A 24,980-nucleotide genomic window follows, 5' to 3' on the forward strand; every position below is an offset into this window, starting at 1 on the left:
CCTACACCTCCGCTTCCACTTGCGGCACGATCGAACTCAACCAGTCCGACAGCGCGACGAACGGTTCGTCGTGGGCAATTTCATCGGGGGCGACGAGGTAATAGCCGGACTTGCCGGACATCGGCTTATTCAGCGGCACGACCAGCCGTCCGGATGACAATTCGTCAGCCAGCAAGATCTCCGGCAGCAGCGCGACGCCCAAACCGGCCTGAGCCGCGCTCGTGAGCATCGTGAACAATTCATAGCGCGCACCGCGTACCGCTCGTACATCGTGCTCAAGTGCGTTCAGGCGAAACCAGGTGCGCCAGGCGTCGGGACGTGTCGATAAATGCAGCAGCGGCAAATCCACCAGTTGCTCGAGCGAAATCGACGAACCGGCCGCACTCCCATTCCCGTTCCCATTCGCATCGAGCAGGGAAGGGCTGCACACCGGCACGACGTTGCCCTCGCGAAACAGCAGTTTCCCCTGCGTCCCGGGCCAGACCGAATCGCCGAAATACAGCGCGGCGTCGAAGGGCGAATCGCTGAACAGGAAGGGCTCGGTGCGGATGGAGAGATTCACGGTGATATCCGGCCGCAGCGCGCGAAATTGCGGCAGGCGCGGGATCAGCCACTGACTCGCCAGCGTGGGAACGACCGCTATCTCCAGAATCCGTCCCACGCCGCGTTGCGCCATCAATTCGAGCGTATCGCGCTCAATCCGGTCGAGATTCTTGCGCACGAGCGCCGCGTAATCACGTCCATGCACCGTCAGCACAATGCGCTTCTTGATGCGCAGGAACAAAGCGACGCCCAGCCGGCTTTCCAGTCCCGCAACCTGACGGCATACCGCGCTTTGCGTAAGCGAGAGCTCATTGGCCGCGCGGGTGAAGCTTTCGTGCCGTGCGGCGGCCTCGAAGATCTGCAAGGCGACCAGATTGGGAATACCTTTTCTCATGTTTTACCGGTACCGTTTGCGAGTCGCGTATAGACGCGATTAATCGACTTGGTGCAATTTGCGAATGAAGTGATGAGTTTATATCAATTGCGCGGCTTTTTGCCGCCCTCCAGAATCGGCTTCCATTGAATCGCCTTACCGGGTGTCGATCCGGGCCTTGGGCTCGCACCTCGCTTGATCAGCCGGAACTGGATAAATGAACTCGAATCTCGCCGCGTTGCTCGCTGTTGCCATTCCGGAATCCGATGTCACCGGGTTAGTGCGATTGATGAACTTGCCCTCTGTGCTCGCCGATGCCACCCCGGGCACCGTCACACGCGCCGAACTCGCGCAGGCCATGAACATGGCGCTGTTCGCCGACGTGCTCAAGCGCGTACCAACAGGCCGCGCTTATACCGATGACCTCCTGCACACCCAAACCCGCGTTCAGTTCGACCACGGCGCGTTGCGCACCGTGCGTTGGGCCGAATCCGGCGCGTTGCCCCCGGGCGAAGCCGCGTTCACACGACTCCTGAAGCCGCTGGGTTTTGTGCTGAATGGCACGTACCCGCTCGATCGCATCAAGATGACGGGGCGCTCGTACATGCACGTCGATGCCCCCGATGAAATCGCCCAGTATTTCGTGAGCGAGTTGCATCCCGAACGTTTCAGCGCCGAATTCCAGCAAGCCGTGACGAACGTGATCGGCGAAAGCGTAGATCCGCTGGCGCCGCAAGCGGTTGCATCGCTGGCCGAGCTGGAGCGCGACCATTCGCTGCCGCTGGCGATTGCCCTCGAGCTGCTGCCCGTGCTCGTGCGCTGTTTCGAGCGCCAGCACCCGGTGCCGCGTCTCGCGGACTATGAAACGCTGCGCGCCGAGTCGGCGGAAATGGCGTGGATCGCGACCGAAGGCAACGCGTTCAACCATGCGACCGACCGTGTGGACGATGTCTTCGCCGTTGCCGATGCCCAGCGCGAGCTCGGCCGTCCGATCAAGGACAGCGTCGAAATTTCGAAGTCAGGCCGGGTGCGCCAGACGGCGTTTCGGGCTGACCCTGTGCGCCGGGTGTTCGTTGGCGCGGACGGTGCGCGGATCGAACGCGACGTGCCGGGTTCCTTCTACGAATTCATCAGCCGCGATACGGTCATGGACGAGGCTACCGGCCGAGCCAGACTCGATCTCGGTTTCGATGCCGGCAATGCCACCGGCATCTTCAAGATGACGGCGGCCGCGTGAATTGCGCCGCTCACTCCGCCGACCTGTACGACTTCACGGGTCCCTTCAAGGCGCCGCAAGGCTCGGCGATCCGCGAGCTTTTCAAGTACCTCAGCCGGCCCGGCATGATTTCGTTCGCGGGCGGCTATCCGTCGAAGGATCTCTTCGACCGCGCGGGCATCGGCCAGGCAATGGGGGACGCTTACGCCTCCGATCCGATTGCGTGCCTGCAATACGGCGACACGGCGGGTTCGCCCGCCCTGCGCCGCGCGATCCTGCGTTTGATGAGCGATCGCGGCGTGACGCGCGAGGTGGACGACGTGATCGTGACCACGGGCTCGCAGCAGGGTCTCGACCTGCTCATCAAGATCCTGGTCGCGCCAGGCGATGCCGTGCTGATCGAAGAGCCGGCTTACCCGGCCGCGATCCAGGCGTTGCGACTCGCAGGCGCACGTTTGATCCCGGTGCGCACCGACGCCCAAGGTATTGACGTCGATGCACTCACCGGGCAGCTCGAAGCGCTCGATCCGGCCACGCGGCCGAAGCTGCTCTACACGGTGCCGACCTTCGCCAACCCGACCGGCGCGACCTTGCCGGCGGCGCGTCGCGAAGCGCTTGCACGGCTGGCGATGCGGTTCCGTTTTGTACTTGTCGAAGATGATCCCTACGGCGAGCTGCGTTTCTCCGGTGAGCCGGTAAAGCCGATCACGGCGCTCGCCGATGCCATCCCGGGTGCGAGCGACTGGATCGTCTATTTCGGCAGCCTCTCGAAGATCGTGGCGCCGGGCTTGCGCATCGGCTGGTCGATTGCGCCGCCTGCCATCACGCGCCGCATGCTCGTGGCAAAACAGACTACCGATCTCTGCACCTCGCCGCTCGCGCAGGAAACGGCGCGTCACTACCTTGAGCGCGGGCGTCTGGCGGAACACGTGCAGACCATAGCGCTGGCTTACCGCAAGCGTTGCGAGGCGTTGTGCAGCGCGCTGCGCCAGTTTGTTCCCGATGAAATCGAGTACGTGATGCCCGAAGGCGGCATGTTCGTCTGGGCGCGATTGAAGGGCGGCCGTCATTCCGCCGATGTCCTCAAGCGCGCGATCGAGCAGAACGTGATCTACGTTCCCGGACCGGCGTTTTACGCGCGTGACCCGGACGAATCGAGCATGCGGCTGTCGTTCGCCGCGGCGCCGGGCGAGGCCGAAGTGTTCGAGGGCGTGCGGCGGCTCAAGCTCGCGCTGGCGAGCCGGTAGATGCCGGTCCTGTTCAAAGGCAACCTGCCGCATCGTTTCCCCAAGGCTCGCCAGATCCGGCGAAACGCGTTCTAATCGGATAACCTGAACGCAGATGAGTGCTTGACTGAGTGTAGTTGGTTCCTTCAACGCACCAAGTCGTGCCGATTAATCAATTGCAGCGGTTTTTTTAAGCCCTGAAACTCTGCTCCGACGAATGTGTGCTTCAAGCGCTGGAGCGGGTTTCAGAGCGGTGTTGACGGATCGTGGCCTTCGGGCTGCATCGCAGCGCCCGGCAGCTACCCGACATAGAGAGGAAGTGATGAAACTGAACGATATTCTTGGCGAACTAGGTGTAGATCTCGGGCAATGGAAGGGCGATGCCCTGACGGCGCGTTCGCCGCTCGACGGCGCGACGCTGGCTGGTTTGGCCGTGGACACCCCCGCCGATGCCGCTCGCAAGATCGACGCTGCTCACGCCGCTTTCCTCAAATGGCGTACCGTGCCCGCGCCGCAACGTGGCGAACTGGTGCGCGTTTTCGGTAATGTGCTGCGCGAACACAAAGCTGCGCTCGGCGGCCTCGTCACGCTGGAAGCGGGCAAGGTGACGTCCGAAGGTCTGGGCGAAGTGCAGGAAATGATCGATATCTGCGATTTCGCCGTCGGCTTGTCGCGCCAGCTTTACGGCCTGACGATCGCGTCCGAGCGTCCGGGTCATCGGATGATGGAAACGTGGCATCCGCTGGGCGTGGTCGGCGTGATCTCCGCGTTCAACTTCCCGGTCGCGGTGTGGTCGTGGAATACGGCGCTGGCGCTGGTCTGCGGCGACGCGGTCGTCTGGAAACCCTCGGAGAAAACGCCGTTGACGGCTATCGCCTGTCACGCGTTGTTCGAAAAAGCGCTCCGTGAATTCGATAAAACCCATCCGGGCGTGGCGCCCGAAGGCCTGAGCCAGTTGCTGCTTGGCGCGCGTGACGTGGGCCAGGTGCTGACCGAGTCGCCGAAGGTGCCGCTGGTCAGCGCGACCGGCAGCGTGCGCATGGGAATTGAAGTGGCGCAAGTGCTGGCGCAGCGGCTGGGTCGCAGCATCCTTGAGTTGGGCGGCAACAACGCAATGATCGTTGCGCCCAGCGCCGACCTCGATCTGGTCGTGCGCGGCGTGACCTTCTCGGCAGTGGGTACGGCGGGTCAGCGTTGCACGACGCTGCGTCGCCTGATCGTGCATACCAGCGTGGTCGACCAGTTGCTGCCGCGTCTGGAAAAAGCGTTTGGGTCGGTGAAAGTGGGCAGCCCGCTCGAGTCGGATACGCTCGTCGGTCCGTTGATCGACCGTGCTGCGTTCGATGGCATGCAGAAGGCACTAGGCGATGCCCGCGAGCAAGGCGGCAACGTGAAGGGCGGCGAGCGTGTGGATGTAGGCGGCCACGCCGATGCGTACTACGTGCGTCCGGCATTCGTTCGGATGCCTGCACAAACCGCCGTGGTCGAACGCGAGACCTTCGCGCCCATCCTCTACGTGATGACCTACGACGACTTCGCTGAAGCATTGCAATTGCAAAACGGCGTGCCGCAAGGTTTGTCGTCGGCGATCTTCACGAACGACATCCGTGAAGCCGAGCAATTCATGTCGGCGGCGGGCAGCGATTGTGGCATTGTGAACGTGAACATTGGCACGAGCGGCGCCGAGATTGGCGGTGCGTTCGGCGGTGAAAAGGAAACGGGCGGCGGCCGTGAGTCGGGTTCCGACGCGTGGAAGGCTTATATGCGCCGCGCGACCAACACGATCAACTACAGCCGTGAGTTGCCGCTTGCGCAAGGCGTGAAGTTCGACGTTTGATGTAATCGAATTAGAAACAGAAAAAGATTTAAACCTGGCGTCCCACCCCTCGCCACTTCTTTCGTCCGCTTGCACGCGCCAACCGCGGCGCTTGCCCAAGCGGATGAAAGACCTCCGCGGTCATCCCCCGGTTGTTGCACTCGTTGCACTCGACTCTGTCCCTTGTCCCGTTTGACACCGCTGCATCAGAGGCGTGTTCCGCCTGTCCGCGTGCTGTTTTTGCATTGCTTTTGCGTGAATGCCCTGCGTCCGTTCAACTGTTTTTCTGCTAGACCCTGGAGGCCACCGTGTCGTTTCTCGTGCTGGACAAACTGACCAAAGCCTACGGCGACCTGAACGCCGTGAGCGACGTGAGCCTCTCGGTTGAAAAAGGCGAATTCGTTTCCCTGCTGGGGCCTTCGGGCTGTGGCAAGACCACGACGCTGCAAATGATCGCGGGTTTTATCGATGTCACGCGCGGGCGGATTTCGCTCGATGGCAAAGACATCACGAACGTGCGTCCGAACAAGCGCGGCCTGGGCGTGGTGTTCCAGAGCTACGCGCTGTTTCCGCACATGACGGTTGCGCAGAACGTGGGCTTCGGGCTGGAAATGCGCGGTATCGGCAAGGCTGAATGCGCGGAGCGGATTCGCGAGACGTTGTCGCTCGTGCGGCTCGATGCGCTGGCGGCGCGGTATCCGCGTGAACTGTCGGGTGGTCAGCGGCAACGGGTGGCCATTGCGCGTGCGTTGGTGATCAAGCCGCCGGTACTGCTGCTCGATGAACCCATGTCCAACCTCGATGCAAAGCTGCGCGAAGAGATGCAGTTTGAGTTGCGCGGGATTCAGCGCAAGGTCGGCACGACGACGGTCATGGTGACGCACGATCAATCGGAGGCGCTGTCGATCAGTGACCGCGGGTCGTGATGGAAGCAGGGCGCGTGACGCAGGTTGATTCGCCGTACCGGGCGTATGAACGGCCGGAGAATCGTTTTGTGTCGCAGTTCATCGGCAAGGCGAACATGCTTGCGGGCAAGGTGACCGAGGCGCGTCACAACGAAGTGCACGTGGACCTCGGGCATGACCTGACCGGCATTGCGTGCATTGAAGCGGGCACGATATGGCGTGAAGGCGATACGGTGACCTTATGCATTCGCCCGGAAAAACTGCACTTGTGCGCGGTGGGAACGGGGCGCCTGTCTGCCACTGTCACGAGCCGCTTTTTCCTTGGCAGCCAATGGTTGTATCGCGTCGATACCGCCATTGGTGAAGTGCTGGTTTGCAGCCAGAACGAAGGCACGGAGCCGGTAGCAGAGGGTGCGATGGTTGGTATCGACTGGCATCGTGACGCCGTGCGCGTGCTTCAGGAAGTGAGCCATGGCTAGTACCATCGACTCGACGGGTCCCGACAATAGCGGCGCGCTGAAGAACGATCGCGCGCCGTGGCACGCATTCGTGCCGCCCTGGCTGATGAGCCTGCCAGCGTTCATCCTGTTCGCGGTCCTCGTGCTGACGCCGCTCGCGATGACCGTTGTACTGACGTTCTATCGCTTCGATCCGGCCAGCGGTCCGATCGCGGCGTTCCAGTTCGGCAACTATGTTGAAGTGCTGACGGACAGCTACTACCAGATCATCTTTGCGCGCACGTTCGGCATCGCAATCCTGACCACTTTGTTGTGCGTGGCGATCGGTGCACCCGAAGCGTACGTGCTGTATCGCATGCGCGACCCATGGCGCTCGATGTTCCTGCTCGTGATCCTTGCGCCGCTGCTGGTGTCAGTCGTGGTGCGCGCATTCGGCTGGAGCATGTTGCTCAACACGGGCGGTATCGTTAATCAGTTTTTAGGACTGTTCGGCATGGGTCCGTACAAGCTGGAGTACACGACCTTCGCGATCGTGATTGCGCTCGTCCACGTCATGCTGCCGTTCATGGTCATCCCTGTCTGGACCTCGCTGCAGAAGCTCGATCCGCAAGTGGAAAATGCGGCGCTCTCGCTGATGGCATCGCCCGCGACCACGTTGCGGCGCATCGTGTTGCCGCAGATCGCGCCGGGCATTTTGTCGGGCAGCCTGATGGTGTTCGGTTTATCGGCGAGCGCGTTTGCGATCCCCGGCCTGCTCGGCGGCCGTCGCCTGAAAGTAGCGGCCACCGCCGTCTACGATGAATTCCTCGGCTCGCTCAACTGGCCGCTTGGCGCGACCATCGCGATCCTGTTGCTGATTGCGAACCTCGTGATCATGATCACGTATTACCGGGTTCTGGAGCGTCGTTACTCCAGAAGCCTCGGTTAAGGAAAGGAGACCGCTGCAATGCGAAAGAACGGCCTCGTTGCCCTGAGTTTTCACACGCTCGTGATCCTGTTCGTGCTGGCGCCGCTCGTGATCATCGTGCTGGTTGCGTTCACGCCGGACCAGACGCTGACGCTCCCCACGCACGGTTTCTCGCTGCGCTGGTTCCGCGCGATTCTCGATTACCCGGATTTCATTTCGGCATTTTTCAACAGTATCAGGTTGGCGTTTGCGTCGGCTACGCTGTCGCTTGCGCTGGCTTTGCCGGCGGCGCTTGCTATTGGCCGTGAGCGTTTTCCGGGGCGCGAATTCCTCAATGGTTTGTTCCTCTCGCCGCTAGTGATTCCAAGTCTTGTGCTCGGCATTGCGTTCCTGCGTTTCTTCGCGATGATCGGCGCCACCGGCTCGTTCACGTGGCTTGTCGCGGCGCACATGATCATCGTCACGCCGTTCGTGATGCGGCTGGTGCTGGCCTCGGTGAGCGGCATGGATCGCAGCATCGAGCACGCGGCGCAGTCGTTGGGCGCGGATCGATGGACATCGTTTCGCCGTATCACGCTACCGATGATCCTGCCGGGCATCACGGGCGGCTGGCTGCTTGCGTTTATCAACAGTTTTGATGAACTGACCATGTCGATCTTCGTCACGTCGCCGCAGACCATTACGTTGCCGGTGCGCATGTACATGTACGCGACGGAGTCTATCGATCCGATGATGGCGTCCGTATCCGCGCTCGTTATCTTTATTACGGCCGGCGCGATGATCGTGCTCGACCGCGTGTATGGACTGAACCGGATCCTGATTGGTACGCATTGATTCGCTCGGCTCCCACGACTTCACTCTACGCAATGACCAATCTTCCCAGCGCAACACTGACCGGACAGCCGCATACCGCAACCGATGCCGCGCCGCAATTCGTGCGTCTGACGGAAGTGCATCGCAAGCAGGTGACGTTGACGCTGGACGGCGTTGCGATCACGGCCTTGACCGGCGATACGGTGCTGAGCGCCATCCTGCTGCATACACGACGAGTGCGCGACACCGAGTTCAGCGGCGAACCGCGGGCGGGATTCTGCCTGATGGGCGCGTGCCAGGATTGCTGGGTACAACTGGAAGAGGGCACACGGATTCGGGCGTGCTCGACCTTCGTCAAAGAAGGCATGCGCGTCATGACCCGGCCTGCCGGAGCGAACGGAACGTGAGTACGACCATCGATAAAAAAAGCATGCATCGGGTCGTCATCGTGGGTGCGGGACCGGCCGGCGTGAGGGCGGCTCAGACGCTGGTGGCGGCGGGCATTGTGCCTGTCGTCATCGATGAAGCGCCGCGTGCGGGTGGCCAGATCTATCGCCAGCCGCCGGCCGACGCGGGTTTTGTCCGCAGCAAACGGCTGCTGTATGGCATGGAAGCAGCCAAGGCCGACGCGGTGCATTCGACCATGGCAGGGTTGCTATCCCGGCTCGACTATCGGCCGGACACGCTGGTGTGGGGATGCGGCGCGGCGCAACTCGATACCTTGCATGCCGGACGCCAGCGGACGGTGCCTTATTCGCACTTGCTGATTGCGACCGGCGCGACTGACCGCGTGCTGCCGTTTGCGGGCTGGACGCTGCCGGGCGTCTATACGCTCGGCGCTGCGCAGATTGCGCTGAAATGGCAAGGCTGCTCGATTGGGCGTCGCGTGGTGTTGGCGGGAACCGGGCCGTTGCTTTATCTCGTGGCGTATCAATACGCGAAGGCGGGCGCGCGGGTGGAGGCGGTGCTCGACACCAATCCGTTCTCGCGCCAGGTCGCCGCGACGCCGCGTTTGTTGCGGCAGCCGTCCACGTTCACCAAGGGTTTGTATTACGTCGGCTGGCTGATGGCGCATGGGATTCGTATCGAACGTGGCGTAACGCTCGTGCGTGCCGCGGGCGACAAAGCCGTGCAGGCGATGACCTATCGCATTGGTGATGACGAGCAAGAGCTGACCATTCCCTGCGATGCGGTTGGATTCGGGTATGGCCTGCGTTCTGAAACGCAGCTTGCCGATCTGGCGGGCTGCCGTTTTCATTTCGATGCCCTCAATCGTGCGTGGTTGCCGGAGCGCGATTCAGCCGGCCGCACGTCGGTGCCGGGTGTTTATATCGCCGGCGACGGCGCGGGTATTGCCGGTGCCGATGCTGCGGAACTGGCCGGCCGTCGCGCAGCGCTTGCGATGCTGGAAGACTTGGGGCATCGGGTTGAGAACGCTGACGTTCAGGCCCAGGCTGCGAAGCTCGATCGGCAACTGGCGAATATCGCAGAGTTTCGTATTGGGCTGGAACAGGCGTTTGCGCCGCCCGCCGATTGCGCGTCGCACTGGCCGGATGACATGACCGTGTGCCGTTGCGAGGAGATCGATGCCGGCACGCTGCGCCGCTGTATCCGAGCTGGCGAGGCAAGCGAGATCAACCGGCTGAAGGCGCTTACGCGCGTTGGCATGGGTCGCTGCCAGGGACGTATGTGCGGCGCGGCGGTGGCGGAATTGCTGAGCGCGGAGACGGGCAAACCGATCTCCGAAGTCGGACGTTTGCGCGGACAGGCGCCGATCAAGCCTGTGCCTTTATCGATAGCGATGATGGACGAGGCATCCGCAGCCGATCATCTCGCCGCGATCCCGGAGCACGCGCGCGATGACTGAGACTTTGCGGTTTGACGTGCTGGTGGTGGGCGGCGGGTTGGTGGGGTCATCGACGGCTTTGATGCTTGCAAGGCGCGGGCTTAAGGTTGGGCTTTTCGAACGCCGATATTGCGGCGCGCAGGCGAGCGGCGTGAACTATGGCGGCGTGCGTCGTCAGGGGCGGCCGGCCGAACAATTACCTCTGGCGGTGCGTGCACGAGCGATCTGGGATCAGTTGCCGGAACTCGTGGGCACCGATGGAGAGTTCGTTGTATCGGGGCATTTGCGGCTCGCTCGCAGCGAGGCGGATCTTGAGGCGCTCGACGCGTACGCGCAGCTTGCCAACCCGTTCGGCCTCGATTTGCAGGTGATGAGCGGACCTGCGTTCAGGCGTCGATACCCGTGGCTTGGAGCGGCTGCCGTGGGTGGCTCGTTGTGTCCGGGTGATGGTCATGCCAATCCGCGCGTGGTGTCGCCTGCGTTCGCGCGTGCGGCGCGTGCAGCGGGTGCGGATGTCCGTGAGCAGACTACGGTGACGAACATCGCGCGCGCGGGGGATCGGTTTGTTGTTGAGGCGCGGCATGACTCGGGGGCTGCGATCGAGGTTCAGAGTGACTGGCTGGTCAATGCTGCGGGCGCGTGGGGTAACACGGTGGCCGGGTACTTTGGCGAGACCATTCCGATGCAGCCGATCTATCCGAATATGTGGGTGACTGAGCCGCTGCCCTATTTCATCGATCACAATCTTGGGGTGTATGGCGGCGGTATTTATGCCCGACAGGTGTCGCGTGGCAATGTGGTGATTGGTGGTGGTCGTGGGATTGGCGATGGTGAGTATGCTCAGCCGCTCACGGAGACTACACGGACAGTGATGCGCGCGGCGTATGCGCTTTTGCCGGCGTTGAAGGATGCGTTGTTGTTGCGGACGTGGACCGGGGTGGAAGGCAGTACGCCGGATGATAATCCGGTGATTGGTTTTAGCGGAACCACGCCGCGACTGCTGCACGCGTTTGGATTTTCGGGGGGTGGGTTTTTGCTTGCGCCAGGGGTTGGAGCGGTGCTCGCTGATCTAATTGTTCAAGGGGAATCGGGGACGCCGATTGAGGCGTTTTCGATTGGGCGGTTTGGGAGGGCGGAGGGGTAGGGGGCGGCTGGGGTTAGCGGTCGGGGTCAATGCCCGGAGTTTGGTTCTGGGGCGGCGGTCGGGGTCAATGCCGGGTTGTTGCTTTCCAGGTTTTTGCGCGTTTTACGTTAGCTGTTTTCTTTATCACTATTAGCCACTGCGCGTGGCGGCGCGTCATTTCTTTGTCCAAAGCGACAAAGAAACGAAGCAAAGAAAACGCTTTTAACAGCACTACCCTAAGTGTCCACAGCGTGCAGTTCCATTTCATGGGTGCCCCAAAAGCACGGTGCTCGCCAGAGCGGAGGATGTGTGAAACCCTCTTTCTCGCGAATCCTGACAGTAAAACGCTTCGCCCCGTACGCTCTCGGGCAAGCACTCGTGGTCCGGGCACCGGCACGGTCTAACGCGTATTTGAGGATCCGTTTCGTTTGATAGGGTAGCCGCCCGGTTAGCGTCACCATGTTCGTGGGAACAGCCTGTTCTTTGAGTCCTAGCAAGTTGGATGCGTGGTCTGCACTGCAATTTCGTGGACTACTTCGTTGACCAAGTTATGGCCGGATGCAGATTGTTCGCTTCATTTTTTGTAGGTGTTGTTTAGCTGGCACGTTGCTTTCGTCGGCTATGGCCTTACGCGTTTGGCGGCCTTGTTTCTTGGTGGGTTGGCGACGCGGTTTGAAGTGCGTACAAATTCGGTGGCTGGTTCTAGGCGGATAGCGCGGGGTGTCCCTTGGGCAGGTTCAAACACTGGTGGCGCAGCGTGGGGTATCCGTGTTCGGAGAAAGAGGGGTTCACACATCGGTGGCTCTAGCGAGCACCGTGCTTTTGGGGCACCCATGAAATGGAACTGCACGCTGTGGACACTTAGGGTAGAGCGGTGAAAGCGTTTTCTTTGCTTCGTTTCTTTGTCGCTTTGGACAAAGAAATGACGCGCTGCCACGCGCAGTGGCTAATAGTGATAAAGAAAACAGCCAAGATATAACCCGCGAAGACTTGGAAAGCAGCAACCCGGCATTGACTCAGGCCGCTAACCCCAGAACCTAACAACCCGGCATTGACTCAGACCGCTAACCCCAGAACCTAACGCCGCAACACCAAAAAAAATTTCCAAGAAGTACGAACGAAACCACCCTGTGAGAAGGAGTTCAGTAAATGAAAGCGTTTCATACAGTAGCCACCGTTGGCATTGCCGCCCTGTGCGCAGCAGCCTTCACCTCCGCGCAAGCCGACACTAAAACCATATACATCGGCATGAACGGCGGCCCAATGGAAAAGGCCTACACGAGCGAAGTCCTGCCAGAATTCGAAAAGGCGAACAACGTAAAAGTGGTCGTAGTCCCAGGCACATCCTCAGACATCCTCGCCAAGCTCCTGGCGAACAAAGCCAAACCACAAATCCACGTAGTGTTCCTCGACGATGGCGTGATGGCCCGCGCAGTCAGCATGGGCGTCTGCCAAAAACTCGACGATAGCCCCGAGCTCAAGCAGCTCTACCCGTTCGCGCGCATGAAGGACGACATCGGCGCCGGCGTGCAACTCGGCATGACCGGTATCGCGTACAACACGAAACTCTTCGCGGCCAACGGCTGGGCGCCGCCCACCTCATGGCTCGATTTCGCCGATCCGAAATACAAGGACAAGGTCGTGTTCCAGTCGGCATCGAGCAGCACGTTCGGCCTGCACGGCTTCCTCATGATCAACCGCCTCGAAGGCGGCTCCGAGAAGAACGTCGAACCGGGCTTCACGAAATGGCAAAGCACCGTCGGCCGGAACGTGATCGAATACATCCCGAACTCGGCAAAGATCTCGGAGATGGTCCAGACCGGTCAAGCCGGCCTGTTCCCGCTCACCCCGACCGCAGTGGGTGACCTGCAAGCGAAGGGCATTCCCGTCGCCTACGTGAACCCTAAGGAAGGACCGGTCCTGCTGCTGGTCGATGAATGCGTGGTGGCAAACAACCCCGATCCGGCGCTCGCGCAAAAGCTCGCTCAGTTCATGATCTCGGCATCGGCACAAAGCAAGGCAGCAAGCGCCGGCCGCCAGATTCCGACGAACCGTCAAGCAACAATGCCCGACACAATGCAGAAGCAACTCGGTAATCTCGATGACCTCGTGAAGAAGGTCAACGTGGTCGACTGGGACGTGATCAACGCAAATCGTCCGCAATGGGACGCGCGCTGGAATCGTCAAGTCGAAAAATGATCTGAATCCTGATTAGCAAAACGGGCGTTGTCAGGGGTTTCCCGGCAACGCCCGTTTCCGTATACACCGCCTTCTTATTCCTTCGAATTGATGATGACCTTCGACACCGCATGCTCCTGCAAGCCCCATTTCTTCAGGATCTTCGTATAGGTGCCGTCAGCAATCAGCTTGCCGAATGCCTGGCTCAGTGCATCGTTTAAAGCCGGGCTGTTCTTCGACATGCCAATAGCCGTGTATTGCGACAGGAACGGCTGACCGATCGGCGCATACGCATCTTTCTCAAGCGTGTTCTGGTACGGCAGCGTTTCGCCGCCTTGCACGGCAGCGTCAATGCGTCCCTGGCGCAACTGCAGGCGAGCGTCGGCTGAGCCATCCGTACCCACAACTTGCACAGCCGGTTTCCCTGCCTTGACGCAGTGCTCGTCGCTCCACGTCTTGATGTCGTCGGGCCACGACGTGCGGCGGCTCGCGCCCACATGTTTGCCGCACACTGTCTCGATCGATGGGAAGTCGCCAGCGCGCGCCTTCAGCGTATAGAACTGCGGTCCGGACTTGATGTAATCAAGAAAATTGATTGCATCACGACGCGTCGGCAAATCCGTCATGCCCGACAAAATTACATCCACCCGATGCGTGGTCAGCGCGCTCATCATCTGGTCGAAGTTGGTCTCTTCCCACTTGAGCTTTACCCCCATCTTCGCGGCCAACGCGACACCTAAGTCGACGTCGAAGCCGGTGAGTTCATCGGATGCCGGGTCCTTGTATTCGAACGGCGGATAGTTCGGCACGATAGCGGCCGTGAGTGTGCCGTTACCCGCGACTGGGGTCTGCGCATGAGCCAGCGACGCACCAAGCGATACTGCGCCAAACGCGATGCTGACAAGAGTTCGCCGGAATAAGGATTCGATCATGAAAAGTCGCCTGAACGTGAGGTTGACGAAAATGAAAGGGTATAAAAAGCCGCTGCAATACGCGCCGTGGCGCTAGGAAAGCACAGCCGAAATGAACTCTTGAGTACGCGCTTGTTCTGGTCGCGACAACACCTGTTCCGGCGAGCCGCTTTCGACCACCTTGCCCTGATCCATGAAGACCACGCGGTTCGCCACTTCGCGCGCAAAGCCGAGTTCGTGCGTGACGACGATCATCGTCATGCCGCTCTTGGCCAGATCACGCATCACGCTCAATACTTCGCCTACCAGTTCGGGGTCGAGAGCGGAAGTGGGTTCGTCGAAGAGCATGAGTTGAGGGTGCATGGCCAGCGCCCGCGCGATGGCGACACGCTGCTGCTGGCCACCCGACAACTCGACCGGAAACGCATCGCATTTGTGAGCCAGTCCGACACGCGTCAGCAACGCGCGCGCTTCTTCAATCGCCTCGGACTTTTTCTTCTTCAATACCTGGACCGGCCCTTCAATCACATTTTCCAGCACCGTCATATGCGGAAAAAGATTGAAGCGCTGGAACACCATGCCGGTTGCAAGACGTTGACGCGCCATCTGCTTTTCAGAGAGCGGATACAGCTTGTTCTCGACGCGCCGGTATCCGACCAGTTCGTCATTCACCCACAGCGCACCGCCGGAAATGGTCTCGAGCTGGTTGATACAGCGCAGGAAGGTGCTCTTGCCCGAGCCGGACGGACCGATGATGCACAGCACTTCGCCCTTCGCGACATCGAGGTTGATGCCGTGCAGCGCCTGGAACTCGCCATACGACTTGCGCAGGTCGACCGCTTTGACTAATGGATTCATGGTTGAGTGGTTCGCGGTTGAGTGGTTACTTTTCTGCTATTGCTTCGCGGGTGGGCGGCCCGCGCCTCGCGCGAAGCGTCGTTCGACCCGCGACTGCAGCAAGGAAAGCACCGTGACAATGACCAGGTACCAGACGCCCGCGACCATCAGCAATTCGATCACGCGAGCGTTCGCATAGTAGATGTTCTCGGCGCTGTGGAGCATTTCCGCGTACTGGATCACGCTTGCCAGCGAGGTCAGTTTCACCATGCCGATCAGTTCGTTGCCAATAGGCGGCACGATCACGCGCATGGCTTGCGGCAGAATTACACGGCGCAGTGCCTGAAGCTTGGGCATGCCGATCGACTTCGCTGCTTCGTACTGGCCGGTGTCCACCGAGAGCAGGCCCGCACGCACGACTTCCGATGTGTAGGCACCCTGATTAATCCCCAGTCCGAGCAGGGCGGCCAGGAACGGCGTCATGATGTCGACGGTGCGGAATTCGAACAGGCCGGGAATGCCCATGACCGGAAACACCAGCGCGAGGTTGAACCACAACAACAATTGCAGGATCACCGGCGTGCCGCGAAACAGCCATACGTAGCCATGCGCGACGGCTTGCAGGACCGGGTTGGTCGAGAGCCGCATGATCGCAACGATGACCCCGAGCACAATCCCCAGCGCCATCGCGAGGATCGTCATGACGATGGTATTGCCAAGGCCCTTGAGGATCGACTTGGCTGTCAGGAACCGCCCCACGACGACCCAGTCGATCTGCCCGCGCGCAAACGCCACGACGATATAGGCCACGATCGCAACGATCACGACCGAGGCAAGATACCGCCCGTAGTAGCGACGCGGCACGTGCTCGAAGTTAGAAATATCGGTGAAGCTGTCGTTGTTGCCGGCCGCCGATGCACGGTCGTTCGAAGCACTCAGCATGAAGGTCCCTTGTAGTGAGCCGCCCACGCGACTTGTTCTTCAATAGCGCTGCGCAGGCGCGCGATCTGTTCGCTCACGCGTGCCGGCGCCGTGCCGCCATAACCGCTGCGCGCCGCCACCGCGGCGTCCAGCGTCACGTGATCGAGCACGCCGGGTTCAAGTCTCGCATCGACCGCTGCAAGCGTTGCCACGGAGACATCGCCGAGTTCAATGCCCTGCTGTTCGCAGGCCCGCACCAGCGCGCCGGTGATCTCGTGCGCTTCGCTGAACGGCACGCCGCGCAGCGCGAGCCAGTCCGCGACTTCAGTGGCGAGCGTAAACCCGAGCGGCGCCTGACGCCGCATTTCATCCACGTTCACGCGCATGGTGCGGATCATACCGGCCATTGCAGGCAAGACAAGATCGAGCGTGTCGATACTATCGAACGCGGCGATCTTGTCTTCCGCGAGGTCACGGTTATAAGCGAGCGGCAGCGACTTGAGCGTCGCGAGCAAGCCACTCAGGTTGCCGATCAACCTGCCAGCCTTTCCACGCGTCAGCTCGGCAATATCCGAGTTTTTCTTCTGCGGCATGATCGAGCTGCCGGTGGCATATGCATCGTCGAGTTCGACCCAGCGAAATTGCCGCGACGTCCACAAGATCACTTCTTCCGAGAGCCGCGACAGGTTCACCGCGAGCATGCTCGTGATGAACGTGAACTCTGCAACGTGGTCGCGCGAGGCGACGGCGTCGATGGAGTTTTCGCACGGGGCCTCGTAGCCGAGTTCCAGCGCGGACAGATCGGCTCGCAAGCAGATTGCGGACCCCGCCAGCGCCGCCGCGCCTAATGGAGAACGCGCGCTGCGGCGATCCCAGTCCACCAGCCGGTCGACATCGCGATAAATCGACTGCGCATGAGCGAGCAACTGATGCGCGAAAACAATCGGCTGTGCCGGTTGCAAATGCGTAAAGCCGGCGGTGATGGTCTCCACATGCGCCTCAGCCTGTTCAACCAGCGCGTGTTGCAATTCGATCACGGCCAACGCGAGCTTGCGAGCCTTGTCGCGCAGATATAAACGCAAGTCGTTCGCCGCTTGATCGTTGCGTGAACGGCCGGCGCGCAGCTTCCCGCCGATTGCCTTGAGCCGCTGGGTGAGTTCGCGCTCGAGGAAGGTATGGACATCTTCGTCGGCAAGGATAGGGGCGAGGTCGCCCGCGACGAACTCGTTCTCTATCTGCTGCATCGCGTCGAGCAGTTGCTGTAGCTCGTCGGCGGTGAGGATGCCGGCGCGTTTCAGTTCTTTTGCATGCGCGCGCGAACCGGCGAGATCGTAGGGCGCAAGACGGAAGAAGCTCGGGTCCGAGCGGGACAGGTTTTCAAGCGCCAGCGATGGACCTGATTTGAAGCGGCCGCCCCAAAGGCGTTCGGTTGTGTCGGTGGTGTTCATGCGTTTGCCTGGAAAGTGCCTATGAGTGCTTCAGAATGACGATCAGCTTATGACTCAACTTATGGCTCAACTTATGGTTCCCAGCTTACGCAAACAAATTTTTTGCTTGTAGAGAGAATTAAATTCGCTTTAAATCAAATTTTTCTCAGCATCTTCCCCGTTTCCCACGTTCTCCGGATTTACCCGATGCGCTATCGGCTGCCCCCGCTCAATCCCCTGCGTGCCTTCGAAGCCACGGCGCGCCATGGCACCGTTGCGAGCGCGGCGGCAGAACTCAACGTCACGCCAAGCGCCGTGAGTCACCAGGTCCGTGTATTGGAGAGCACCCTTGGCGTGGCGTTATTCATTCGCTCGAAGGCGCGGGTGAAATTGACACCTGCCGGCGAGGCGCTGCTGCAGCCGGTCAAGAACGCGTTCGACATGATCGCAACCGCTGTGGTCAGGCTCGAGTCGCCGGTCATTGCGGGCGATCTGGTGGTGTCGGCTCCCATGTTGTTCACGTCGCGGTGGCTCGCGCGGCACATTGGCGACTTCCTCGAGCAATTCCCCGCCGTTAACTTAAAACTGATCCCGTCCAACGATGATAAGGAAATCTATTCATCCGACGTCGACCTCTGCGTCCGATACGGCGAGGGCCGCTGGCGCGATCGCGACGTCAAGCTCATCACGCATCCGGTCCTGTTCCCGGTCGTGAGTCCCGCGTTGATGAACGGGCCGCGCGCGCTTCGCACGGTGCAGGACCTGGCGAACCGGACCTTGTTCTGCGAACACGCCGGGTCGTGGATGCGATGGTTGGCAGAGGCATCGGCTGACAAGCTCGAAGGTTTGCGGATCCTTGAAATCGGCATTGCGCATGTAGGAATCGAAGCTGCAATACGGGGACAAGGCGTAGCATTAGGCGATAGCTTTTCCGCCCGCGACGATCTCGCCGACGGCACGCTTGTTCGCCCGTTTCGTATCACCGTGCCGGCCAAGCATGCGTATTACTGGGTGCGCCGGCATGAGCTCACGGAAGCGCCGATAGTGGCTGCTTTTGTTTCATGGGTGGAGTCGAAACTGGCGTGAAGCCTTCTATTTTTATCGGGTATGAAAATCATCCCGATTGCACGAAAACGTTTGCCTCTGAAAAAACTGAGGAAAGATTTGTTTCCTGACATTTATGCCATTTTCGCGCCATGTAGGCGTTGGCACTCGCCCGTTAAGATCGGTGCGTGAGTAGCCTTTTCGCCAGCCTGTTGGCTGCATGAAAGGCCGCACGGCTTCGCGCCGCACTCGATCCGGCTCGCCGTGTGCGACATGCCGCTTGGGGTCTCGGCTTGAGAGGCCCTGCCTGAACGGCGTCGTTGCATTCCAGCGGTTCATTTTCCTTTCCTGCTTTTTTCGAGCGCGTCTCAATGTGGATCGTCAACGTTGCGCTAAAGCGGCCCTACACGTTTATCGTGATGGCTATCCTGATCCTGTTAGCGACGCCGTTTGCGCTCCTGACAACGCCGGTCGACGTCCTGCCGGAAATCAACATTCCTGTCGTCAGCATCATCTGGACTTACACGGGCCTGTCGGCCGAGGACGTGGCCAACCGCATCACGCAGGTTAATGAGCGCAGCCTGACGACCACCGTCAACGACATCGAACATATCGAGTCGCAGTCGCTGCCGGGCATCGCCATCCTGAAGGTCTTCCTGCAACCCACCGCGAACATCCAGACTGCCATCGCGCAAACGGTGGCGGTCGAGCAGGCGCAGTTGAAGCAGATGCCGCCAGGCGCCACGCCGCCGCTCGTGATCAGTTATTCGGCCTCCAGTATTCCGGTGATCCAGTTGGGATTGTCGAGCACCACGCTCTCCGAGCAGGACCTGAACGACACAGCACTGAACTTCTTGCGCCCGCAACTGGTGACCATTCCCGGTGCGGCCGTGCCGTATCCGTACGGTGGCAAAAGCCGGCTGATTTCGGTCGATCTCGATACACGCGCATTGCTGGCGAAAGGCCTGACGCCTTCGGACGTAGTGAGCGCGTTCAACGCGCAGAACCTGATCTTGCCGACCGGCACGGCCAAGATCGGGATGAAGGAATACACGATCAACATGAATGGTTCGCCGGCTACCATCGCCGCGCTGAACGACATTCCGGTGCGCACGCTCAATGGTGCAACCACTTACCTGAGAGAGGTCGCGCATGTACGAGACGGCTTCTCTCCGCAGACGAATATCGTGCGTCAGAACGGGCATCGCGGCGTGCTGATGTCGGTGCTGAAGAACGGCAGCGCGTCGACGTTGTCCATCGTCGATTCTCTTTATGCGCTGTTGCCGAACGCCCGCGCTTCGTTGCCGCCGGACCTCACGATTACGCCGTTGTTCGATCAGTCTGTGTTCGTCAAGGCAGCCGTGCAGGGCGTGATTCGCGAAGCGCTGATTGCCGCTGCATTGACGGCCGCGATGATCCTGCTGTTCCTCGGCAACTGGCGCAGCACCTGCATCATCGCGGTCTCCATTCCGCTGTCGATCCTCTCGTCATTGCTCGTGCTGCATGCGCTCGGCCAGACCATCAACATCATGACGCTGGGGGGACTCGCGCTGGCGGTGGGTATCCTGGTGGACGACGCAACGGTGACGATCGAGAACATCGAGCGGCACTTGCACATGGGCACGGACCTGCATGAGGCCATCCTTGAAGGGGCCGGCGAAATCGCGGTTCCCGCGCTTGTTTCGACGCTGTGTATTTGTATCGTGTTCGTGCCAATGTTCTTCCTGACGGGCGTGGCGAAATTCCTGTTCGTGCCGCTCGCTGAAGCCGTGGTGTTCGCGATGCTCGCCTCGTACATCCTGTCGCGTACGCTGGTCCCCACGCTCGCAATGTTGTTGATGGGCCACGCGCACAAACCGAAGAACGGGTCGAAGCCGAATATATTCATGCGGCTGTATCACCGTTTCGATGCCGGGTTCGAGCGCATGCGCGCCACCTACATCATGATCCTGAGCACGCTGCTCGTGCGGCGCCGCATGTTCGCATCGGTATTTCTCGGTTTTTGCGTGCTGTCGGTAGGACTGGTGTTCGTGCTGGGCGAGGACTTCTTCCCGACTGTCGATGCCGGCGATATCCGCCTGCATATGCGTGCGCCGACCGGCACGCGTATCGAAGAAACTGCGCGGCTGGCTGATCAAGTGGAAGAGGTGGTTCGGCAGGTCGTGCCGGCGGCCCAGCTCAATACAATCCTCGATAACCTCGGCCTGCCGTATAGCGGTATCAACTTGTCGTACAGCAACGCGGGCACGATCGGTACGCTCGACGGCGAGATCCAGGTCGCGCTGAAGCCGGACCACGAGCCCACGCAGAACTTCGTGGACAAGTTGCGCGCGGAGTTGCCGCGGCGCTTTCCGGGCGTCGAATTTTTCTTCCAGCCTGCGGACATCGTCACGCAGATCCTGAACTTCGGTTTGCCGGCCGCTATTGACGTGCAGATATCCGGCGCGAACCAGCAGGGTAATTTCGATGTAGCGGCGAAGCTGATGAAGGCGATCCGGCGGATTCCCGGCACCGTGGACACGCATATCCAGCAGAAGCTCGACGAGCCTGCACTCAACTTGCAGATGGATCGCACCCGGCTCCAGCAACTCAACCTGACCGCAAGCAACGTTGCACAGAACGTGCTGATTTCACTGTCGGGCAGCTCGCAGACAGCGCCGGGTTTCTGGTTCAACAACAAGAACGGTGTTGAGTATTCGGTCGCGGTGCAGACGCCTCAGTACCAGGTTTCATCGATTGACGAACTGCTGCGCACGCCGGTTTCCGGCAGCGCCAACGGGCCCACGCAACTGCTTGGCAACCTCGTGCAAGTCACGCCGAAAAACCAGTTCGCCGTGGTGACGCACTACAACATCCGCCCCGTCATTGACGTGTTCGTGAGCGTGGAAGGGCGAGACCTCGGCAGCATTGCGAAAGAGGTCGACAAGCTCGTGGACCAGTCACGTGCCAGCCTGCCGCGCGGCAGCCAGATCATCGTGCGCGGTCAGGTCGCGACCATGCGTTCATCGTTCTTCGGCCTGGGTGTCGGCGTGGCGATGGCGATCGTGCTGGTGTACCTGCTGATCGTGGTGAATTTCCAGTCGTGGGTCGACCCGCTGATCATCGTCAGCGCGTTGCCGGCGGCGCTTGCCGGCATCGCGTGGATGCTGTTCCTCACCGGCACGCACCTGAGCGTTCCGGCGCTTACCGGCGCCATCATGACGATGGGTGTCGCGACCGCGAACAGTATTTTGATGGTGGCCTTCGCGCGCCAGCGGCTGCAAGCCGGTGCGCCGCCGCTGACCGCGGCGCTTGAAGCGGGGGCGAGCCGTATCCGCCCGGTGCTGATGACGGCCTTCGCGATGATCATCGGCATGATTCCGATGGCGCTCGGGCTTGGCGAGGGCGCCGAGCAAAACGCGCCGCTCGGCCGCGCGGTGATCGGCGGATTGCTGTTTGCCACTGTTTCCACACTCTTTTTCGTGCCGCTCGTGTTTGCGGGTATTCACAGCCGGCTGGCCCGGCGGCGTGATCGTCTGGCAGGTGACGACGATCACGGCGGCGGTAGTTCAGGCGGCGGTTCAGGCAACCACCCAAGTCACGACGGCCCCAATCGTGGCGCCGGCGAGCATGCTCCAAGTTAAATATGGCTGACTGATATGACAGAAAAATCTCATGCTTCGCTAGCGATTCCCGCAAGGGAAACCGAGGACGGGCACGCGTTGCCGCCTCGCGGCCGTGAATGGAAACGGGCGAAGATCGCCATCATCGTGGTGCTGGTGCTGCTGGTGCTGGGCGCCGGGCGCACGGTGGTGTCGGACATCATGCAAAGCCACTCGGTCGCGGCGACCTCGCAGCAAAACGCGAAGGTGTACGTGAATGTTGTCTTGCCCAAGCAAGCGGAGGGCGGCGGTAACACCCTGCTGCCGGGCACGCTGCGCGGTTATGTGGAGTCGCCTATCTACGCACGCGCTACGGGTTATCTGCTGCACTGGTATGCGGATATCGGCACACGGGTGAAGCAAGGGCAATTGCTGGCCGATCTCGATACGCCTGAGATCGATCAGGAACTGAAGCAGGCGGTGGCTCAACGCGACCAGTCGTCATCCAGTCTCGTGCTCGCAAAAAGTTCGTTTGAGCGCTGGCAGCAATTGCGTCAACGCGATGCCGTCTCGCAGCAGGAACTCGATGAACGCCAGAGCACCTATAACCAGGACGTGGCGAACCTTGCGGCTGCCAACGCGAACGTGCAGCGTCTGACGCAGCTTGAATCGTTCAAACGTATTACGGCGCCGTTTGCTGGCGTGGTGACGCAGCGCAATGTGGATGTAGGTGACCTGATCGATGCCGGCAGCGGCGCGAGCCGTGCGCTCTTCGCACTGGCGCAGTCGGACCCGCTGAGAGTCTATGTTCAGTTGCCGCAGGCTTACGCCCAGAACGTGGCGCAAGGGCAGGATGTCATCGTCACGCAGGCGGAGTTGCCGGGCCAGCAGTTCCACGGTTCGATCGCTCATATCTCCGGCGCAATCGACGTCCCGACTCGTTCGCTGCAGATCGAAGTCCGCCTGCCCAATCCGGACAACAAGCTGCGACCGGGTGCTTATGTACAGGTCGCGCTGCCGGCGACCGTGCGAGCGCCTCTGCTGGTGCCGGGCAACGCGCTGCTGTTCCGCTCCGAAGGACCGCGAGTTGCCGTGGTCGATCAGAACGGCAACGTCAACCTGCACAAGATCGTGATTGCGCAGGACCTGGGGCCGTCGCTGGAGATTGAAAGCGGTATTGAATCGACCGACAAGATCATCATCAATCCGAGCGACTCCATTGCGGACGGCGACCATGTGCTGATCGCGCCGCTTAAGCAGCAGCCTGCCAAGAAGGGGACGTCGTGAAGCGCGCGCGCCAGTGGCCGATTCGGTCGGCACGGCTGAAGACCCTGATCACCAGCACGACCGTTGCGGCATCCGGAGCGTTGCTGCTGTCCGCGTGCACGGTTGGGCCGGACTACAAGCAGCCTCACGCCGACACACCGCCTGCGTGGCATACCGACGGATACTGGCGCGTCGCCGAGCCGTCGCACGCGCCGATAGACCCGCAATGGTGGACCAGTTTCGGCGATGACTCGTTGAATGGCTTTGAACAGCAGGCGCTGGCGCAGAACCAGACGCTCGCCGCCGCCAGCGCGCATTACGCGCAGGCACGGGCGACCCTCGCGAACAACAAGGCGCAGCAGGTGCCCGAAGTTGACCTTGGCGCTAACGCATCGCGTTTCCGGATATCGCAGAACCGGCCGCTGACCAACTACGCGACGCCGACCCAGTCGACGGTGCAGAACAACGTCCAGGTCGGTCCGACCATCGACTACGACACGGACCTGTTTGGCCGGATTCGCCGCGAAGTCGAGGGCGCGGAAGCGTCCGCCGAACAATCACGCGACGATCTCGCCAACGCGCGGCTCGTGCTGACCACGGACTTGGCGAGCGACTACTTTTCGATGCGCGAACTCGATGCCGAGATCGATGTGTTGAACCGGTCGGTCGTCCTGCAGCAGAAGGCGCTGGACTACGTGACGACCGAGCATGATCTCGGTTCGGTGTCCGGGCTCGACGTGCTGCAACAGAAATCCGAACTCGATTCCACGCGGGTCCAGGCTCGCTTGCTGCTGAACCAGCGCGCCCAGTTCGAGCATGCAATTGCTGCATTGATCGGCGTGCCAGCACCGCAGTTCGCGATTGCCCCGAAGGTGATCGCTACTACCGTCCCCACAATACCGCTCGGACTGCCAAGCGATTTGTTGCAGCGTCGTCCCGACATTGCATCGGCTGAACGCGCGATGGCGGCCGCCAACGCGCAGATCGGCGTGGCGAAAGCCGCGTTTTTCCCGAGCCTTTCGCTGACCCCGGGAATCGGCTGGGAAAGCACGCAGTTCGCCAGCCTGTTGAGCGCGCCCACGCTGATGTGGACGCTGGGCGCCGCACTCGGACAAGTCGTCTTCGATGGTGGCCGGCGCGCCGCCAATGTCGACTTTGCAAGCGAGGGTTATGTGGCGAACGAGGCAATGTATCGCCAGACGGTGCTCAATGCGTTCCAGCAGGTGCAGGACGGCGTGACCGGATTGTCGGTGCTCGACGCAGCATCGAAGGAATCGCAGGAAGCCGTCACCGACGCGCGGCGTCTGCTCTCACTCGCCAACGATCGTTATTCGGGCGGCCTGGTTGCCTTCCTCGACGTGATCACCGCCCAGCAGTCGCTGCTCACAAGCGAGCGTCAGGATGTGCAGATTCATGGCCAGCAATGGACGATGTCGGTGTCGCTGGTGAAGGCGCTGGGGGGCGGCTGGGACGTCAACACGGCAGCAGCACCGGAGAAGACGGCGGCGGCGACCAACCCGCCAAACTGATTTGACACGCGAGTGACGTGATCCGCACGGTTCGCATAGACCAGGTTCTGCACTCGCAGC

At 61.0% G+C, this 24,980-nt stretch carries 19 protein-coding genes and 1 pseudogene; 14 read left to right on the top strand and 6 right to left on the bottom strand.

Annotation, left to right across the window (positions count from 1 at the left end; genetic code table 11):
- Nucleotide 1: 1 nt before the first annotated feature.
- The gene (locus tag ACMX25_RS09010) at nt 2–937 is read right to left on the bottom strand and encodes a LysR family transcriptional regulator (RefSeq protein WP_414949354.1); all 936 of its coding nucleotides are present in this window, start codon (nt 935–937) and stop codon (nt 2–4) included.
- 268 nt (nt 938–1,205) lie between these two features.
- Between ACMX25_RS09010 and ACMX25_RS09015 the strand changes: the two genes are divergently transcribed.
- From ACMX25_RS09015 to ACMX25_RS09055, 9 genes and pseudogenes are all read left to right on the top strand, one after another.
- Complete coding sequence (locus ACMX25_RS09015; protein ID WP_414949391.1) at nt 1,206–2,153, top strand: DUF1338 domain-containing protein; 948 nt, start codon at nt 1,206–1,208, stop codon at nt 2,151–2,153.
- Nucleotides 2,150–3,379, top strand: a complete 1,230-nt coding sequence (locus ACMX25_RS09020) for an aminotransferase-like domain-containing protein (RefSeq protein ID WP_414949356.1) — start codon at nt 2,150–2,152, stop codon at nt 3,377–3,379. Before ACMX25_RS09015 ends, ACMX25_RS09020 begins: the two co-directional genes overlap by 4 nt.
- 301 nt (nt 3,380–3,680) lie before the next feature.
- On the top strand, nt 3,681–5,195 hold the full coding sequence (gene amaB / locus ACMX25_RS09025) for an L-piperidine-6-carboxylate dehydrogenase (protein WP_414949358.1): 1,515 nt from the start codon (nt 3,681–3,683) through the stop codon (nt 5,193–5,195).
- 287 nt (nt 5,196–5,482) lie between these two features.
- Nucleotides 5,483–6,558, top strand: a pseudogene (locus tag ACMX25_RS09030) (ABC transporter ATP-binding protein).
- Nucleotides 6,551–7,465, top strand: coding sequence for an ABC transporter permease (locus tag ACMX25_RS09035; RefSeq protein ID WP_414949359.1), 915 nt, complete (start codon nt 6,551–6,553; stop codon nt 7,463–7,465). Before ACMX25_RS09030 ends, ACMX25_RS09035 begins: the two are co-directional and overlap by 8 nt.
- A gap of 18 nt (nt 7,466–7,483) precedes the next feature.
- Nucleotides 7,484–8,278, top strand: a complete 795-nt coding sequence (locus ACMX25_RS09040; RefSeq protein ID WP_414949361.1) for an ABC transporter permease — start codon at nt 7,484–7,486, stop codon at nt 8,276–8,278.
- A 32-nt stretch (nt 8,279–8,310) separates the two neighbouring features.
- Nucleotides 8,311–8,664, top strand: a complete 354-nt coding sequence (locus ACMX25_RS09045; RefSeq protein WP_414949362.1) for a (2Fe-2S)-binding protein — start codon at nt 8,311–8,313, stop codon at nt 8,662–8,664.
- A 23-nt stretch (nt 8,665–8,687) separates the two neighbouring features.
- On the top strand, nt 8,688–10,124 hold the full coding sequence (locus ACMX25_RS09050; protein WP_414949392.1) for an FAD/NAD(P)-dependent oxidoreductase: 1,437 nt from the start codon (nt 8,688–8,690) through the stop codon (nt 10,122–10,124).
- The gene (locus ACMX25_RS09055; RefSeq protein ID WP_414949363.1) at nt 10,117–11,247 is read left to right on the top strand and encodes an NAD(P)/FAD-dependent oxidoreductase; all 1,131 of its coding nucleotides are present in this window, start codon (nt 10,117–10,119) and stop codon (nt 11,245–11,247) included. Before ACMX25_RS09050 ends, ACMX25_RS09055 begins: the two co-directional genes overlap by 8 nt.
- 64 nt (nt 11,248–11,311) lie before the next feature.
- On the opposite strand, the gene ACMX25_RS09060 is transcribed toward ACMX25_RS09055, so the two are convergent.
- The gene (locus ACMX25_RS09060) at nt 11,312–11,494 is read right to left on the bottom strand and encodes a hypothetical protein (RefSeq protein WP_414949364.1); all 183 of its coding nucleotides are present in this window, start codon (nt 11,492–11,494) and stop codon (nt 11,312–11,314) included.
- 881 nt (nt 11,495–12,375) lie between these two features.
- Here ACMX25_RS09060 and ACMX25_RS09065 point away from each other — a divergent pair.
- Nucleotides 12,376–13,425 (top strand): ABC transporter substrate-binding protein, encoded by a 1,050-nt coding sequence (locus tag ACMX25_RS09065; RefSeq protein WP_414949365.1) that lies wholly within the window; start codon nt 12,376–12,378, stop codon nt 13,423–13,425.
- A gap of 74 nt (nt 13,426–13,499) precedes the next feature.
- Here ACMX25_RS09065 and ACMX25_RS09070 read toward each other — a convergent pair whose 3' ends face one another.
- The 4 genes from ACMX25_RS09070 to argH form a co-directional block, all read right to left on the bottom strand.
- Nucleotides 13,500–14,336: an ABC transporter substrate-binding protein gene (locus ACMX25_RS09070; RefSeq protein ID WP_414949366.1), complete on the bottom strand. Its 837-nt coding sequence runs from the start codon at nt 14,334–14,336 to the stop codon at nt 13,500–13,502.
- 72 nt (nt 14,337–14,408) lie between these two features.
- A complete protein-coding gene (locus tag ACMX25_RS09075; RefSeq protein ID WP_414949368.1) occupies nt 14,409–15,173 on the bottom strand; it encodes an amino acid ABC transporter ATP-binding protein in 765 nt (254 codons plus the stop codon).
- Between the two features lie 36 nt (nt 15,174–15,209).
- The gene (locus ACMX25_RS09080) at nt 15,210–16,094 is read right to left on the bottom strand and encodes an amino acid ABC transporter permease (protein ID WP_414949369.1); all 885 of its coding nucleotides are present in this window, start codon (nt 16,092–16,094) and stop codon (nt 15,210–15,212) included.
- Nucleotides 16,088–17,521 (bottom strand): argininosuccinate lyase, encoded by a 1,434-nt coding sequence (gene argH / locus ACMX25_RS09085; protein WP_414949370.1) that lies wholly within the window; start codon nt 17,519–17,521, stop codon nt 16,088–16,090. Before argH ends, ACMX25_RS09080 begins: the two co-directional genes overlap by 7 nt.
- Before the next feature lie 186 nt (nt 17,522–17,707).
- Between argH and ACMX25_RS09090 the strand changes: the two genes are divergently transcribed.
- The 4 genes from ACMX25_RS09090 (at nt 17,708) to ACMX25_RS09105 (ending at nt 24,920) form a co-directional block, all read left to right on the top strand.
- Entirely contained in the window at nt 17,708–18,586 is an 879-nt protein-coding gene (locus ACMX25_RS09090; protein WP_414949372.1) for a LysR substrate-binding domain-containing protein, read from the top strand.
- Nucleotides 18,587–18,915: 329 nt separating this feature from the next.
- Nucleotides 18,916–22,167, top strand: a complete 3,252-nt coding sequence (locus tag ACMX25_RS09095; protein ID WP_414949373.1) for an efflux RND transporter permease subunit — start codon at nt 18,916–18,918, stop codon at nt 22,165–22,167.
- A 15-nt stretch (nt 22,168–22,182) separates the two neighbouring features.
- Nucleotides 22,183–23,412, top strand: coding sequence for an efflux RND transporter periplasmic adaptor subunit (locus ACMX25_RS09100; RefSeq protein WP_414949374.1), 1,230 nt, complete (start codon nt 22,183–22,185; stop codon nt 23,410–23,412).
- A gap of 35 nt (nt 23,413–23,447) precedes the next feature.
- Nucleotides 23,448–24,920, top strand: coding sequence for an efflux transporter outer membrane subunit (locus tag ACMX25_RS09105; protein WP_414949393.1), 1,473 nt, complete (start codon nt 23,448–23,450; stop codon nt 24,918–24,920).
- Nucleotides 24,921–24,980 lie beyond the last annotated feature (60 nt).

The organism is Caballeronia eucalypticola (assembly GCF_047608185.1).
Classification (GTDB): Bacteria; Pseudomonadota; Gammaproteobacteria; order Burkholderiales; family Burkholderiaceae; genus Caballeronia.

Excerpts from the sequence above, each read along its gene's own strand:
- ACMX25_RS09010 (WP_414949354.1), bottom strand. The coding sequence starts at position 937 with ATGAGAAAAGGTATTCCCAATCTGGTCGCCTTGCAGATCTTCGAGGCC.
- ACMX25_RS09015 (WP_414949391.1), top strand. The coding sequence starts at position 1,206 with ATGAACTTGCCCTCTGTGCTCGCCGATGCCACCCCGGGCACCGTCACA.
- amaB (WP_414949358.1), top strand. The coding sequence starts at position 3,681 with ATGAAACTGAACGATATTCTTGGCGAACTAGGTGTAGATCTCGGGCAA.
- ACMX25_RS09035 (WP_414949359.1), top strand. The coding sequence starts at position 6,551 with ATGGCTAGTACCATCGACTCGACGGGTCCCGACAATAGCGGCGCGCTG.
- ACMX25_RS09040 (WP_414949361.1), top strand. The coding sequence starts at position 7,484 with ATGCGAAAGAACGGCCTCGTTGCCCTGAGTTTTCACACGCTCGTGATC.
- ACMX25_RS09045 (WP_414949362.1), top strand. The coding sequence starts at position 8,311 with ATGACCAATCTTCCCAGCGCAACACTGACCGGACAGCCGCATACCGCA.
- ACMX25_RS09050 (WP_414949392.1), top strand. The coding sequence starts at position 8,688 with ATGCATCGGGTCGTCATCGTGGGTGCGGGACCGGCCGGCGTGAGGGCG.
- ACMX25_RS09055 (WP_414949363.1), top strand. The coding sequence starts at position 10,117 with ATGACTGAGACTTTGCGGTTTGACGTGCTGGTGGTGGGCGGCGGGTTG.
- ACMX25_RS09060 (WP_414949364.1), bottom strand. The coding sequence starts at position 11,494 with ATGAAATGGAACTGCACGCTGTGGACACTTAGGGTAGTGCTGTTAAAA.
- ACMX25_RS09065 (WP_414949365.1), top strand. The coding sequence starts at position 12,376 with ATGAAAGCGTTTCATACAGTAGCCACCGTTGGCATTGCCGCCCTGTGC.
- ACMX25_RS09070 (WP_414949366.1), bottom strand. The coding sequence starts at position 14,336 with ATGATCGAATCCTTATTCCGGCGAACTCTTGTCAGCATCGCGTTTGGC.
- ACMX25_RS09075 (WP_414949368.1), bottom strand. The coding sequence starts at position 15,173 with ATGAATCCATTAGTCAAAGCGGTCGACCTGCGCAAGTCGTATGGCGAG.
- ACMX25_RS09080 (WP_414949369.1), bottom strand. The coding sequence starts at position 16,094 with ATGCTGAGTGCTTCGAACGACCGTGCATCGGCGGCCGGCAACAACGAC.
- argH (WP_414949370.1), bottom strand. The coding sequence starts at position 17,521 with ATGAACACCACCGACACAACCGAACGCCTTTGGGGCGGCCGCTTCAAA.
- ACMX25_RS09090 (WP_414949372.1), top strand. The coding sequence starts at position 17,708 with ATGCGCTATCGGCTGCCCCCGCTCAATCCCCTGCGTGCCTTCGAAGCC.
- ACMX25_RS09095 (WP_414949373.1), top strand. The coding sequence starts at position 18,916 with ATGTGGATCGTCAACGTTGCGCTAAAGCGGCCCTACACGTTTATCGTG.
- ACMX25_RS09100 (WP_414949374.1), top strand. The coding sequence starts at position 22,183 with ATGACAGAAAAATCTCATGCTTCGCTAGCGATTCCCGCAAGGGAAACC.